This is a genomic window from Ilumatobacter sp. (genome assembly GCF_041688325.1).
Taxonomy (GTDB): Bacteria; Actinomycetota; Acidimicrobiia; order Acidimicrobiales; family Ilumatobacteraceae; genus Ilumatobacter_A.
Window position 1 is genome coordinate 1 of sequence record NZ_JBDNIJ010000015.1, and the last position, 13,706, is coordinate 13,706.

Sequence of the window (13,706 nt, forward strand, 5' to 3'; positions counted from 1 at the left end):
AGCAGCAGCAGTCGAAGCAGCAGCAGTCGAAGCAGCAGCAGAGCCGGCTATGGCCGAAGTGGAAGTCGAAACCACGACTCCTGCTGACGCACCCGCTGCAGATGTTGCAACACAAGATGCATCGACCGACGAGGCCACAAGCGCACCCGCCGAGGCCGAGGCTGCTCCCGACGCAGTTGACGCTCCGGCAGAAGACGCCACCGACAACAGTTGATCGTTGACGGCGGGTTGGCCTCAGGGCCAGCCCGCCGCATACGCTCAGCTGCCATGTCAGACATCGTCACCTACGAAGCCACTGGCCGCATTGCGGTCATCACACTCAACCGCCCAGAAGCGCGCAACGCCGTGAACGGTGATGTCGCCGAGGGGCTCGAAGCAGCAATCGACCAGCTCGAAGGCGACGACGACGTGTGGGTCGGGATCATCCAGGCCAACACCGACGGGCAGTCCCGCCCGGTGTTCTGCGCCGGAGCCGACCTGAAGGCGATTAACTCGGGCGACGCTGCCCGTCTCAACACCAAGCGGGGAGGCTTTGCGGGCTTCGTTTACCGTGAGCGCCGCAAGCCCATCATCGCTGCCGTCGACGGACTCGCAACCGCTGGCGGCTGTGAGATTGTCCTCGCTGCCGACCTCGTAGTGGCCAGCACACAGTCGGCTTTCGGCCTTGCCGAAGTAAAGCGGAACCTGATCGCTGGCGCCGGTGGCCTCTTCCGACTTCCCCGCGCTATCGGCCAGGCGGCCGCGATGGAAGCAATCCTGACGGGCGAACCAATTCCGGCTGAGCGGGCCTACAGCCTCGGGTTGGTCTCTCGCCTCACCGAGCCGGGTGGTGCACTCGCCGAGGCCACCAAGCTCGCCGAGCAGATCAGCCAATCAGCTCCAATGGCCGTGTCTGAGAGTCGCAAGATCGTGCAGGCCGCCGCCTACGAAAGCGACGAGACGTTGATCAAGATGACCAACGACGCCTTGCGTAACGTCATGGCGTCCGAGGATCTGAAAGAAGGCCTCACCGCGTTCATCGAGAAGCGCCCGCCAAACTGGCAGGGCCGCTGATCTGCGCAAGCTCCACTGTCCACCAGCAGGCAACCTCCTCGTCGCCGCTTAGAGGGGCTTGTACGTCGTAATCAGCCGAGCGACAATACCGGCTCGCTCGTAGAGGTTCTTCGTGTGTCGATCGCCGGGTAACGACTGGCCTTCCACCGCAACAGCGCCGCGCTCTCGGGCGCTCGCCATGGCAGCAGCGAGCAGCGCATCGCCGAACCCGAGTTCTCGAGCTTCGGGCGTGACCCAGACCTGATCGACTCGGATGATTGAGTCCGATCCGAGCAGAGCAACCATGTACCCGACGACAACGTTGTCCATGTGGCCAACCCAGACGTCATCGGTGTCACAGCGGCTGACCCACTGTTCACCGATCTCGGGGTGTTCGATCAGCCAACGTTCGCCGCCACGCTGGCCGACGAGTGCCGCGCGGGCTGCTGCTTCGAGCAGTTTGAGCTGTGCAACGTCATCGGCATCGCGGCGATCCGCCAGGCGAACGGTGGGATCAATCACAGCGTCAGGCCTTGCGGAGCTGGTCGAGTTTGCCCAGGACAGTTCGACGGTGCCGCCCGGCTGTCTCGTACAGTTCGATGAAGTCGCGTTCTGCCTGGGTCAGGCCTTGGAGCTTGCCAACGATGTGTGCCGCCGGCAGTTGGTCGTAGTCGGGCAGTGCAAGCGCTTCAACCCCGACCGACGCCGGCTCAGCTGGCACTGCGTTGGCGGCAGGAACAACTTCGACAATCTTTCGAGGCTCAGGTGAGAGTACGGGAGGAACAGCCGCTGGGGACAACCGCTCACGCAACTGCTTGGCACCCTGATCCACGGCCATCTTGCCGATGAATCGCGCAAGTGCAATCTGCTGTTTCGCTTTACCCACCGTTACTGGCAGGTCGCCGACGAGCTGTGCGCCAAGCCCGATCGGGGCGTAGAACGCCGCTGCCGCAAATCGTTCCACCTGCGTGGGACCAGGTCGCGTCATGGCGCCCTATTCAGGAAAAGATCGGGCAGTCGTCATCGCCGATAGGGCAGTTCGGAGCACTCGACTTCACCAACAAGAAGCAGGAGCTGCAGAGCTGTTCGTTCTGCTGCTTCGGCTGCAGACGCTCATCGCCTTCACCCTTGGGCTCAGGATCGTCCTCGTCGTCTTCTTCAGCGTCAGCAGCGACCAAGCGGTCTTTCAGGATCTTGTCGAGGTCTTCTTCGACGTCATCATCCAGTTCGTCATCGTCGTCGTCATCGTCGTCATCATCGACGGCCTTACGCTTGGTCCGAGGCTTGGCGGCTTCGTTCTCGTCCTCGTCCTCTTCGTCGTCGCCAGAGCCGATGTCGTCATCATCATCGACGTCTTGCTCGTCGCCGTCGCCGTCGTCATCTTCGTCGAGTTCGGGCTCGACTTCTTCCTCTTCGATCTCTTCTTCGGAAATGTCGTCTTCAGCCATGGTGCGTTCTCGTCAGGTCGGTGCGCCTCGCCTCATGCAAGTGCCGCTGCGGGCGGAGCATACGCTCACGCCCGGCCAGCAGAGAGCAACAGAAACAGTGACACCCGTCACAAAGCCGATTCACGTTGGGCTCATCAGGAATCAGCAGCGTCGCGTCGGGCTTCCGCTCGGCGCTCTGCCTCAAGCCGCTCGAGTTCTGGCGCCTCGGTCGTCATGTGGGTCATCGTCGCAGCGATTGCGTGATGACCGGCCTTTTCGGCGATCAAGCGGTGCATCTCGAGTGCGACACGCCGATACGACGGGTGGCCTTGTGGCGACGAACGAAGTTCCAGCATGTGCATTGCCTCACGGGCGTTGAACTGCATGCTGTATCGCATTCGATAGGCCATCGACACCGCATACGGCGCCTGTTCAGAGAAATCGGTGTTGAGCGCGTCGTACAGGCCCGCTGAACGGTGCATCGCTTCGTCGAACTGGGCGCCGACGCCAGCTTCGTCAACCAGTTCCGGACGTGTGTAGCCGTGGTTCGGTGTGAGACGCTGCCATTCGATGGTGAGCATGCGATGGCGCTGCATGTCGCGAAAGGCGCCGTAATCGCTCAAAATATCGAAGCGGTAAAAGCTGCGCTCGAATGCGCGGCCAGGCTTGTGGCGGCGGTTCTCGCGCTCACCGACGTATGCCCGCATCAGCGACACCTTCTCGTCGACGCCAAGATTTCTGACCTTCTCGAGCAGTTGGTGCTCAGGCAGCGAAGAGTGGGTATAGCAAATAGAAGCCAACAGCTTGTCTTCAGCTTCAGGATCGAAATCGACAAGCTCAACTTCAGACGCGACATCGACCGGCGCATCGCCGAAGAGATCATCGACGATCGCCTTCGTGCCGGTCCGTGTCTCGGTCAGATAGCTACTCCATCGGCCACCCCGGTCGGGAATATCGACCCTGCGCAGGAAGCTCGGAATGACCTTGCGTAGCTCGTGCAGCATGAGGTCGGCGTAGTCGCGAGCCTCGGGCAACGCACTCGCTCGCATTCGGAGGAGGAGCGCTTCAAATGCCTGGCCGGTGCCGTAGATACCGACGTTCGACGTCGCTGCCGCCGGCAGAATGCCGCGGACCGCATCGAGCGCTTTCGCCTTCGTGGCCATACGGTAGACGAACTCACTGTTGTCACCCCGGGGCACCGTGTTACGGACGAACTCGGTGACCGTGTCGGCACACTGGCTGTAGCTGTCGAAGATTCGGTCGAGGTCACCGACGTAGCGCGTACCAAGCGGGCCTGCGAGTACTGCGGGGTCTCGGTAGTACCGGTATCGGCCGCCGAGCCGCGAGTCATAGGCGATGTAGCGGGTGCTCTGCTCGAGGTAGCTCATGAGCCGGCCCCACTCGAGCACCTTGGTCAAGATATTCGACGCCTGTTCACAGGCCAGGTGGACTCCACCAAGCTGGGCGACCGAGTCGTCTCCGTAGTCGAAGAACACTCGCTCGTACAGTTCCTCTGCACGATCGAGGCCGATCGTGGCGTCAACCGAGAGGTCGCCGGAGATGTCCAAATCGCCGACGAATTCGTCGAGGAACAACCTCCTGAGCGACTTCGGACTTCGGCTGTACCGAGCGAACAACGCGCCCTTTACGACCTCTGGAAGATTGACGAGTGCGAACACTGGCCCATCAAGGTTCGTGAAGTACCGACGAAGAATGTCGGCCTCGTCCGATGTGAAGGACTCTGGGACGTAGACGGCCACGGGCGCATACTCTACGACGGCGAGAGCGCGACAACGGGTATTCCCAGGATTGTCAGGCGCGGTGCGGGCCCAGTGGTGGAGTTCATCGAAATCGCAATCATCGGCGTGACCCTGCTTGCACTCGATGCGGTCTCTCGACGACTCGACTCGTCTGCGTGATTTCTTTCACCGTCACACTGGCGGTTTCCTGCACGGAGCCACCGCTGCGTCCGGGGCGCCAGGCAGCCTCAGCCGTAAACAACGGCGGCGTCCGGTTCGACGACAACCTGCAACGAGCGGGCACGTCCACTGGGTCGTCCGTCGACGCAGATTTCGAGGGCCCGATCAAAGGTCCAGCTGCGTTCACGGAACGAACGCGTCTCGATCGATGGGTGCGGAACGTGTCCTCCGGTTGGCAGTCGCCGACGAGCCTCCCACCGTTGGCGCAGCCCGAATTCGCTTCCCCATTCGACGCTCTCGGCCCGGCCGTCGTTCGGATGTCCACGCGACACGACGTGCCAGTCGCCGAGAAACTGCGCATTCATCACCATCAGTACCGGCCCCCGCCACCAGCCTCCACTCCATCTCGGCAACTGCACAGTGACGTGCGCGACCGCGGTTGCTTCACGCTCGTCGTTGAGACGAACTCGCAGCAGATCGATGGAGAATTCGAGCAGCGACGGACGGTCGTCAAGTGGTCGCGCCCCGATCGTCCGATGTAGGTCGCCGCCCGTAGGAGCAACTCGCGCACCGACATCAGCGGTCAGGAGGCGGCCGACAACCTGATCCGAGTCGGCGGACTGAAGATCCGACGGTCGAGCGACCTCGATCCCCCAGGGCTTGCCCTTCTCGATGGTCACGAGGTAGCTGGCTGCTTGGTCTCGTCGTCGCGCCTGTTGGTCGGTGCGGCGCTGTCTGACACGACCCCCCGGAATGCAGCTTCGGCGGCTTCTCCTGCTGCCCGACGAGTCCCACGCATCGGAGCGACAACCGACAGTTGCCTGAGGAGGTCGATGAGTTGGCGGGTCGTCCTGACGAAGTCACCGCCGGTCATCTCTTCGTCGTCAACAACTTCGGCAAAACCCTCGCCGGCGACCCAAGCGTAGGCAATCGCCGCGAACGTCGGATCGGGACCGCGATGCTCGGCAACGTCCGCAGCGCGCTCCTTGGCGTTCAGGTCCTCGCTGAGCGCGGCCATACGATTCCAGCGGGACCGCATGTCATCAGAAGAGAACCAGGGGCGCGGCGGCGGCTCTGGGCTGCGGTGTTCGTAGACCACTGTCGACACGAGCGCAGCCAAGTCAGCAGGGCTCAAGCCGTCGAACAGGCCAGCACGGAGCGCCTCAGCAACGAACAGGTCAGACTCGTGGAAAATCCGCGACAACATTTCTCCCGCCTCGGTCAGCTCCCACATCTCGAGGTCTGCGTACCCGAACGTTTCGAGTACCACCAGAATCCGGTCGAAGTCGCGAGCCAGCGTGGAGGTCTTGCCGTCGACGCGGCCCACAATCTCGGCGACCTCGCGTTCGGCCTTAACTGCTGAAGCCATCGCACTGAGCCGCTGCTTCAGGTCGGGGTCTCGGGCAACCGGGTGCATTTCAGCGCTCATCGGCGCGGCTCTGCCCTCGCTGCGGATCTTCGGCGCGGCCTGCAACTTCGCCTTTCGCAATCGGTAGGCGACTTCCTTGCGGTATTCCTTGCGATTCGGTGCGAAGTTCGGCGGCAACTTGATCGAGCCGATCGCAGAGGGCGGCGAGTCGAAGTCTTCTGCCATTGCCTGCAGCAGGTCGCCGCCTTTACTCACGAGCGACAGGCGCGAACCCGACTTGCGGGTCGCCGATGCCACGACGACCGCAGGGCCCCGGTGCTTGCCTTTAAACAGCTGGATCACTACACCCGGCTTGAGCTGCTGAATCGTGTCATCGACGTCGTCGCCCCGTTCGTAACGACGGTCTCGACGGGACGACTTCTCTTGTGCTCGGAGCCGTGCGTACTCGTCGATGTCACCGAACGGGCTCGTTGCCTGTGCGCGAAATTCAGCAGCTGCAGCGCGTCGCCGTTCGAGCCGCGCCTGCATCTTCACGATGTCACGGTCTGCCTGATACTGGGCGAACGAGAGATTCAGTAGGTCGTGCGCTCGTTCGCTCTCGTAGGTGCGAATCAGGTTGGCGGCCATGTTGTATGTCGGTCGGAAAGCCGACCGCAAATGGAATTGCGAGCTGCCGGCAAGTTGTGCGACATCGTCGAAGCGGATCCACGGCGACCAGAGGACGACGGCGCTCCCACGGTCGTCGATGCCACGTCGGCCTGCCCGGCCCGTGAGCTGTGTGTACTCCCCTGGCGTGAGTTGCTCGTGATGCTCGCCGGTGAACTTGGTCAGCTTCTCGATCACGACGCTGCGTGCTGGCATGTTGATGCCAACAGCGAGCGTCTCCGTGGCGAAGACGACCTTGATCAACCCGGCGATGAAGCATGCCTCGACAACTTCTTTCATCGGCGGCACCATGCCGGCGTGGTGGGCTGCGACACCTGCATCGAGTTGCAAGAGGAACTGGTCGTAACCGAGGACGGCGAGGTCGGCTGAGTCGAGCCCACCAAGGCGGGCATCGGCGATAGCGCGGATCGCCCTCCGGTCTTCGTCCGTTGTCAGGCCGACACCGAACTCGACGCACGAGCGGGCCGCTTCGTCGCACTGGTTACGGCTGAAGATGAAGAAGATCGCCGGCAACATGTCCTGCTGATGGAGCAGCTTGAGCGTCTCGACCCGACCGGGTGGCACAAGCTTGCGGCGGTGCGCTCCCTTTGGGTGGCCGGACTCGCTGCGGTCGTTGCGATCTTCACCGCGTCTGGCGCCGGGCCCGCGACGGATCGCCGATTCGTCGAGCCGCACCGCGTCACGATTGACAGCGCCGTTGACGAACGTCGGCAACAAATGCAAACGGTCTTCGTTGCGATCCTTCGCGAGATACTGGTTAGCCAGCTCGACAGGCCGCTTCAACTCGGTGACGGCGTGCGTGGGGCCGCGTACCGTTGAGATCCAGTCAGCGAGCTGCTGGACGTTGCTGACCGTGGCTGACAGACACACCAGCCGAACATGATCGGGCAGGTGGATCATCACCTCTTCCCAGACCGGCCCACGGAACGTGTCTTGCAGGAAGTGCACCTCGTCGAGCACAACGAGCCCGAGATCTGAAAGTTGGCCTACGCGGCCGTAGATCATGTTGCGTAAGACCTCGGTGGTCATCACCACGATCGGAGCGTCACCGTTGATCGAGTTGTCGCCGGTAAGGAGACCGACCGCGTCCTCACCGTGCATGGCGACCAGATCGCGGTACTTCTGATTCGACAGCGCCTTGATCGGTGCGGTGTAAAACGCTCGCTTGCCGTCACGGAACGCCGCTTCGATGCCGTACTCGGCAACGACGGTCTTGCCACTGCCCGTTGGAGCAGCGACGACGACATGCTTGCCATCGTCGAGCGCGTCGAATGCTTCGAGCTGGAATCTGTCAATCGGGAAGTTGTAGCGAGCGATCAGGTCAGCTCGGTCGGCACGCACGGTCAGACGGTCGGACGCTTGCGGAGAACCAGCCAGCCCACCAAAATCGCCACGAAGTACAAGAACATCATCGGCAGCGCAAGCATCATCAGCGTGATCGGGTCGCCTGACGGTGTGATCACGGCTGCGAGAATAAACACACCGATCGTGGCATACCGCCAGCTCTTCAAGAGCGTTCTTGGCGACACGACATTGACCAGTTGCAAAAAGACAAAAAGAACAGGCAGCAGGAAGCCGACACCAAAGGCAAAAATCATCAGCCCGATCAGGCTGATATAGCTGCCTACCGTAAAGATCTCGCTGACATCCTCACCAGCCCAGCTGATCAAGAACTCGAGTGCTCGGCCAACCGTGATGTACGCGAGGCTGCCGCCCGCAGCGAAGAGTAGAACCGACGACAGGACAAACGGAACCGCATACTTGCGCTCCTTGGCATGCAACGCCGGAACCACGAAGCGCCAAATCTGCCAGAGAATGATCGGCAGTGCAGCAATGATGCCGCCGTACATACCGACCCGGATTCGGGTCGAAAGCCCCTCGGTCGGTCCGGTGATGAAGAGACCGTCCGCGTCGCAGAAGTCCGCGCCGCGCGCATCACAAAGATCCCGGTACGGCTGCAGGAGAAACCCGAGCACCTGATCGTAGAACGCAATAATGACGACCATGCCAATCAGGACAGCGAGCGCCGCTCGGATGATCCGGGTCCGCAGTTCGGCGAGGTGCTCGGTGAGTGTGAGGGTGTCGTCGACCCCGGCTTCGGTGTCGTCAGTCACGGCGCTCATCCTGCAGATACATCGGCGTCTGCGGCAGTACCGTCGGCAGCCATCGCTGGCTGGTCGGCTGCGTCGGTCATGTTGTCGACTTCATCGGCCAGCACCTCGGGAACAACTGGTTCGATCGGGCCGCGCGCATTACCCGCGGCGATCTGGTTGATGATCACAGGCGGCCCATCGTCAGGCTCGTCATCAGCGGTCGCATCGCTGGTGGCCTGGTCGCTCTCTGCGCTGTGTGGCGTTGCAACAGCCGACGCTGTGTCGTTGTAGGCCGGGTCGGCTGATTCGAGTGCAGCTTCGGTGATTGGGACATCGGTGATGGCCGCTCGGTCGGCTGACTTGGCTGCTTCGCGCAAGGCACTGTCTTGGGCAGCTTGCTCGGCGATCTTGTTCGGGTCCGCAGCGTCTTGAACTAGCCGAGCGGTTTCCTTCATCTCACGGATTGGCTCGTCGAGAACGGACCTCAGCTCAGCCTGGAATCCGTTTCCCATCTTCTTCAGCTCGCCGTACGTCTGAGCGAACTTTCGGACCGCATCCGGCAACTTCTCTGGGCCGAGGATCACGAGTGCCAACAGCAGAATGACGATGATCTCGCTGCCCTGGAGGTTGAACACGTTTTTCAGTCTACGGGACTGGCATCATCTCGTTCAGTGCAACAACGTCTCCCATCTCGCCTCGACCCGCCGATCGCGTTCGCCCATCGAGGAGCGCGTGCCCATGCGCCCGAGAACACCCTTGACGCATTCGAGCTGGCACTGAAGCTCGGCGCATCCGGACTTGAAAGCGATGTCTGGCTGACGGCCGATGGTGTGGCTGTGCTCGATCACGACGGAGTGGTGAAGCGGGGGATTCGTCGCAAGCCGATCAGTGGCGTGCTGCGCTGCGACCTCCCCGAGCACATTCCCACCCTGATTGAGCTCCTCGAACACTGTGGAACCGACTACGAACTGTCACTCGACGTGAAAGATCCCGACGCCGCCGCAGTCATCGTCGATGACGTTCGTTGCGTCGACCCGTCGATGCTTTCTCGAACGTGGCTGTGCGATCCCGACTTCGAGCGATGTGTTGCCTACCGTCCTGAGTTCCCTGACGTCAAAATTTTGAATTCGACGCGCCTTGGCCGCCTCAAAGAAGGCCCCGAACGTCGAGCGGCATCCTTGGCCCACCACGGCATCGACGGCGTCAACATGCATCGCACCGACTGGAACGGCGGTTTGGCAGCACTGTTTCACAGGTTCAACCTCTATGCGTTCGGTTGGGACCTGCAATTCGACGACCAATTGGAGACCGCGTTCCGCATGGGCCTCGACGCCGTCTTCAGCGACCACGTCGACATCATGATGGACGCCTTTCACAAGGAAATCGGCGGCCCCCTACCCGAGTAACTGTCACACCGAGGTCAGACCAAGGTGTGACGTTCTTGTCACGCTCCGGTCTGACCAAAGTGTGACGAAATCAGACAATCGCTTTGTTGACGGGACGCCCAGGTCAGTCGATCGCATGGCGAAGCCGCGCTCACAACCACTGCCAATGGGATTTCGGCCAAAACACCACGAAGGCACGGCCGACGAGGTCGTCTTCGTTGATCGCTCCCAAGACGCGACTGTCTTGGGATCCGCCACGGTTGTCGCCGAGCACGAACACAAAGTTGTCCTGAACGACCTGAGACGGGATGTCTCCGCCGCATTGCCCTGGGGTCCGATCCACCTCGTCGAGATACGGCTCATCGAGCACCTGAGATGTCGAGCCGGTCGCTGTAGTGATCCGCACGACGCATCCGGTCATTTCGATCGTTTCGCCGGGCAAACCGACCACTCGCTTGATCAGGTCGCGTTCAGTCGTGTTCGTCAACTGGTGCAGGACGACCACGTCACCGCGATTCGGGTCGTGAAGTCGGTAAGACAGCTTGTTCACGAAGATGCGGTCGCCAGTGTCGAGCGTTGTTGCCATCGACTGGCCTTCCACGACGAAGTGGGCCAACACGAAGCCACGGACAACGAACGCCACAAGAAGCGCAACCGTGACGACGACAACCCAATCAAAGAAGGCTCGAGCGCCTGACGACGCGCGGGATGATGGGCGGCTCGAGGAACCGGTGCGCTCACCACGTGATGTTGCAACCGCAGAGCGATTTTGAGAATCGTTCGACCACGGGTCATCGACTGACCCGCTGCTCGGCGTGCCCGAGGGCGGAGGCGGCAATTGCCCGTCGTTCTGGATTGTCACGAAAGCTCAACGGTACCTGCCTACGGCAGCCGATCGGCGGCAGCAAGACACAGCCTCACTACTCCCGTAGTTTATCCGTGCATCTATCCCGGCACCGAGACCGGCACCTCAATCCAGTGCCGACCTCGATGGTCAGAGCGTTTCGATCAGCCGGTCGACGCGTTCGTCGTGGCTCTTGAAAGGGTCCTTACACAGCACGGTCCTCTGCGCCTGGTCGTTGAGCTTCAAGTGCACCCAATCGACCGTGTAGTCACGATTCTTCTCCTTGGCGCGCTTGACAAACTCGCCGCGCAAGCGGGCACGGGTCGTCTGCGGCGGCACGTCGATCGCAGTGTTGATGTCCTCATCGGTACAGATTCGCTCAACGAGACCGCGGTCCTGCATCTTGTAGAACGGGCTGCGGCTCCGTGAGACGTCATGGTATTGCAGGTCGAGCAGTTGGACCCGGGCATGGCCGAGCGGCAGATCGTGCCGCTCCCGGAATCTTTCGATCAGGTTGTGCTTGATCACCCAGTCGACTTCTCGGTCGAGCTTGAGCGGATCGTCTTCGATCGTGCTGACGCAGTGTTCCCACATGTCGAGGGCCTTTTGTTCCAACGGCGGAAACCCTGGTCCGTCGGCGTAGCGCAGCGCCCGATCGAGGTACTCCCGTTGGATGTCGAGCGCGCTGACTTCCCGCCCGTTTGCGAGGCGCACAGTCTGGCGGCAGGTGATGTCGTGGCTGATCTCACGAATCGCCCTGACCGGGTTCTCAAGGGTCATGTCGCGCAAGACGACGTTGGGGTCTTCGAGCATTCGCAGCATGCATGCCGCAGCGCCGATCTTCAAGAAGTTCGTGTACTCGCTCATGTTCGAGTCACCAACGATCACGTGTAGCCGTCGGTACTTCTCGGCATCGGCGTGAGGCTCGTCACGGGTGTTGATGATTGGACGGCTGCGCGTGGTGGCCGACGAGACGCCTTCCCAGATGTGCTCGGCGCGCTGTGCAATCGAAAACTTCGCGCCGCGAGCGGTCTGCAGCACTTTGCCAGAGCCCGCGTAGATCTGACGGCTCACGAAGAACGGGATCAACACCTGGGCGTACTTGCTGAGGTCGGCATCACGGCTCGTGCAGTAATTCTCGTGACAGCCGTAGCTATTACCCGCAGAATCGGTGTTGTTCTTGAACAGGTAGATCGTGCCGCGGATCGACTCTTCGGCCAGCCGTTGCTCGGCCGATTCGACGAGTTGCTCCAAGATGCGTTCGCCCGCCTTGTCGTGGACAACACACTCGTAGATCGAGTCGCACTCTGGTGTTGCGTACTCGGGGTGCGATCCCACATCGAGATACAGCCGAGCTCCATTCTGCAGGAATACATTTGAGCTGCGGCCCCAGGAGACCACCCGTCGAAAAAGATATCGGGCGACTTCGTCCGGGCTCAGACGGCGTTGGCCACGAAGCGTGCACGTGATGCCGTACTCGTTCTCCAGCCCGTAGATCCGACGTTCCATCATTTGCTCCCCACTTCGGTCAACCTAATGCAGGTCATCCGGCTCCGGCATGTCGGCCGCAGACTCAGTGAACGCGCGAGTCAGGGAACAATTTGAGAAAATTCTCGGTGTAGAAGTTCGTTCGGACCCGCTCGCTGCGATCGCCGAGCGACTTCTCGAAACGGCCAATCGGATCCTTGCCGCCTTCAACGTGCGGATAGTCGCTCGAGAAGAGATAAATGTCGTCGTAACTGGTGTCAGTCAGCATGCCGATGTCTTCGAAGGCGAACGGCGTGAAGGCCATCTGCTCCCGAATCGTCTCATTCGGAATGCGCTTCAGTTCGGCGAGGTATTGGTCGACGCGACTCCACGACCGGACCACCCAGTCGAGTCGAGTCAGCATTGCCGGGACCCAGCCGGCGCCCAGTTCGACCGCGGCACCACGCAACTTTGGAAACTTCTCGAAGATGCCATCCATCAGCAGTACCGAGAGGAACGTTTCAGGGCCCTGGTGCATGACGGCCATATCCTTACTGCGAACGTTCTCGCCGCCGCCCATCCAGTCGCGCACAGCAGCGCGACCCGTGTTCGTCCAAACCGGGTCGAGCTGTAGCGGTGCCCCGCCGACGTGCAGGACGAATGGCCGGCCCGAGTCGGCCAAGCGTTCCCAGAAGGGGTGCAGGTCGACGTGGCTCGGCGACCGTTCCCCTGCCGCCATGTGGGGCACCCACACGGCTTCGAGGCCAGCCTGGAGAGCGAACTCGAGTTCGGCGACGGCCAGCGCTGGATTGTTGAGTGGCACGACAGCAACGCCCATCAGCCGGCTGTCGTTGGCCACGAACTCACTCATCGCTCGGTTATGGGCGCGGGTAGCGCCGTATCGAACGTCGTCAGGAAGATTCGTGCTTGGGTGAAACGGTGTGACGACGCTGTGCGTCGCGAAGACCAGTTGCTTCTTGAAACCGAGCATGTCCATGGCCACCGATCGGTCGTCGCGGTCGAAGGCCCCGAGCGCTTGGATCTCCTTCGACTCAGCAATGAGCTGATCGCCGAGCGCCACCTGCGCCTCGACGTGCGCAACGGTGTGCTTGGAGCCGTTTGCCACGATGGCGTCGACTTCTTCGTCGGTCACCAGCGAGGCGGAGTAGTTGACTGGGCGGATCTGATCGCGGATCGCCGGGTCGGCATAATCGATGAGGAAGTTCGGCAACTCCATGATGTGGCTGTCGGCGTCATAGAAAGCACGGCTGGACGGTGCATACGTCATGCTCCGACAGTAGCTGGTACCACGTTTGCGTCGAGATGCGCGTTGGACAGTCCGCAGAAACTTCGACGCAAACGTCAGTTAAGCGAGCAGATCGGCGAGGGCTGTGGCGTCGATGCGGGCGAAGCAGCGCCGCTCATTTCCACGCGCCAGCTCCGCCACTTCGAGATCGCCCACTTCGATCTCTCGATCTGGCCCACTCAATGCTGCGAGACCGAC

13 protein-coding genes and 1 pseudogene are annotated in these 13,706 nt (G+C 61.5%); 3 read left to right on the forward strand and 11 right to left on the reverse strand.

What is annotated here, in order from left to right; translation table 11 throughout:
- Both ACH2EI_RS00810 and ACH2EI_RS00815 read left to right on the forward strand, forming a co-directional pair.
- Nucleotides 1–214, forward strand: a pseudogene (locus ACH2EI_RS00810) (hypothetical protein); the annotation flags it as partial.
- A 53-nt stretch (nt 215–267) separates the two neighbouring features.
- Nucleotides 268–1,053: a crotonase/enoyl-CoA hydratase family protein gene (locus tag ACH2EI_RS00815; protein ID WP_395158855.1), complete on the forward strand. Its 786-nt coding sequence runs from the start codon at nt 268–270 to the stop codon at nt 1,051–1,053.
- Nucleotides 1,054–1,101: 48 nt separating this feature from the next.
- On the opposite strand, the gene ACH2EI_RS00820 is transcribed toward ACH2EI_RS00815, so the two are convergent.
- The 8 genes from ACH2EI_RS00820 to ACH2EI_RS00855 all read right to left on the reverse strand — a co-directional run bounded on the left by ACH2EI_RS00820 (nt 1,102) and on the right by ACH2EI_RS00855 (nt 9,141).
- Nucleotides 1,102–1,554 (reverse strand): GNAT family N-acetyltransferase, encoded by a 453-nt coding sequence (locus tag ACH2EI_RS00820; RefSeq protein WP_395155095.1) that lies wholly within the window; start codon nt 1,552–1,554, stop codon nt 1,102–1,104.
- 4 nt (nt 1,555–1,558) lie between these two features.
- Nucleotides 1,559–1,996, reverse strand: a complete 438-nt coding sequence (locus ACH2EI_RS00825; protein ID WP_395158857.1) for a hypothetical protein — start codon at nt 1,994–1,996, stop codon at nt 1,559–1,561.
- Nucleotides 1,997–2,030: 34 nt separating this feature from the next.
- Nucleotides 2,031–2,480: a hypothetical protein gene (locus ACH2EI_RS00830; RefSeq protein WP_395158859.1), complete on the reverse strand. Its 450-nt coding sequence runs from the start codon at nt 2,478–2,480 to the stop codon at nt 2,031–2,033.
- A gap of 134 nt (nt 2,481–2,614) precedes the next feature.
- Nucleotides 2,615–4,219, reverse strand: a complete 1,605-nt coding sequence (locus ACH2EI_RS00835) for an FAD-dependent thymidylate synthase (protein WP_395158861.1) — start codon at nt 4,217–4,219, stop codon at nt 2,615–2,617.
- Nucleotides 4,220–4,446: 227 nt separating this feature from the next.
- Nucleotides 4,447–5,058: a hypothetical protein gene (locus ACH2EI_RS00840; protein WP_395155099.1), complete on the reverse strand. Its 612-nt coding sequence runs from the start codon at nt 5,056–5,058 to the stop codon at nt 4,447–4,449.
- Complete coding sequence (locus ACH2EI_RS00845; protein WP_395155100.1) at nt 5,055–7,754, reverse strand: DEAD/DEAH box helicase; 2,700 nt, start codon at nt 7,752–7,754, stop codon at nt 5,055–5,057. The genes ACH2EI_RS00840 and ACH2EI_RS00845 overlap by 4 nt, the downstream gene beginning before the upstream one ends.
- Before the next feature lie 2 nt (nt 7,755–7,756).
- Nucleotides 7,757–8,527 (reverse strand): twin-arginine translocase subunit TatC, encoded by a 771-nt coding sequence (tatC, locus tag ACH2EI_RS00850; protein ID WP_395155101.1) that lies wholly within the window; start codon nt 8,525–8,527, stop codon nt 7,757–7,759.
- Nucleotides 8,528–8,532: 5 nt separating this feature from the next.
- A complete protein-coding gene (locus tag ACH2EI_RS00855) occupies nt 8,533–9,141 on the reverse strand; it encodes a twin-arginine translocase TatA/TatE family subunit (protein WP_395158863.1) in 609 nt (202 codons plus the stop codon).
- Between the two features lie 36 nt (nt 9,142–9,177).
- Here ACH2EI_RS00855 and ACH2EI_RS00860 point away from each other — a divergent pair, with 36 nt between their 5' ends.
- Entirely contained in the window at nt 9,178–9,912 is a 735-nt protein-coding gene (locus tag ACH2EI_RS00860) for a glycerophosphodiester phosphodiesterase (protein ID WP_395154742.1), read from the forward strand.
- A gap of 130 nt (nt 9,913–10,042) precedes the next feature.
- Here the strand turns inward: ACH2EI_RS00860 and lepB are convergent, their stop codons facing one another.
- The 3 genes from lepB to ACH2EI_RS00875 form a co-directional block, all read right to left on the reverse strand.
- Nucleotides 10,043–10,753 carry a signal peptidase I gene (gene lepB / locus ACH2EI_RS00865; RefSeq protein ID WP_395154741.1) on the reverse strand — a complete coding sequence of 237 codons (711 nt, stop codon included), beginning with the start codon at nt 10,751–10,753 and terminating at the stop codon, nt 10,043–10,045.
- Nucleotides 10,754–10,885: 132 nt separating this feature from the next.
- Entirely contained in the window at nt 10,886–12,244 is a 1,359-nt protein-coding gene (gene pafA, locus ACH2EI_RS00870) for a Pup--protein ligase (protein ID WP_395154740.1), read from the reverse strand.
- 64 nt (nt 12,245–12,308) lie between these two features.
- Nucleotides 12,309–13,490, reverse strand: a complete 1,182-nt coding sequence (locus ACH2EI_RS00875) for an amidohydrolase family protein (protein WP_395154739.1) — start codon at nt 13,488–13,490, stop codon at nt 12,309–12,311.
- Between the last annotated feature and the right edge of the window lie 216 nt (nt 13,491–13,706).

Excerpts from the sequence above, each read along its gene's own strand:
- ACH2EI_RS00815 (WP_395158855.1), top strand. The coding sequence starts at position 268 with ATGTCAGACATCGTCACCTACGAAGCCACTGGCCGCATTGCGGTCATC.
- ACH2EI_RS00830 (WP_395158859.1), bottom strand. The coding sequence starts at position 2,480 with ATGGCTGAAGACGACATTTCCGAAGAAGAGATCGAAGAGGAAGAAGTC.
- pafA (WP_395154740.1), bottom strand. The coding sequence starts at position 12,244 with ATGGAACGTCGGATCTACGGGCTGGAGAACGAGTACGGCATCACGTGC.
- ACH2EI_RS00875 (WP_395154739.1), bottom strand. The coding sequence starts at position 13,490 with ATGACGTATGCACCGTCCAGCCGTGCTTTCTATGACGCCGACAGCCAC.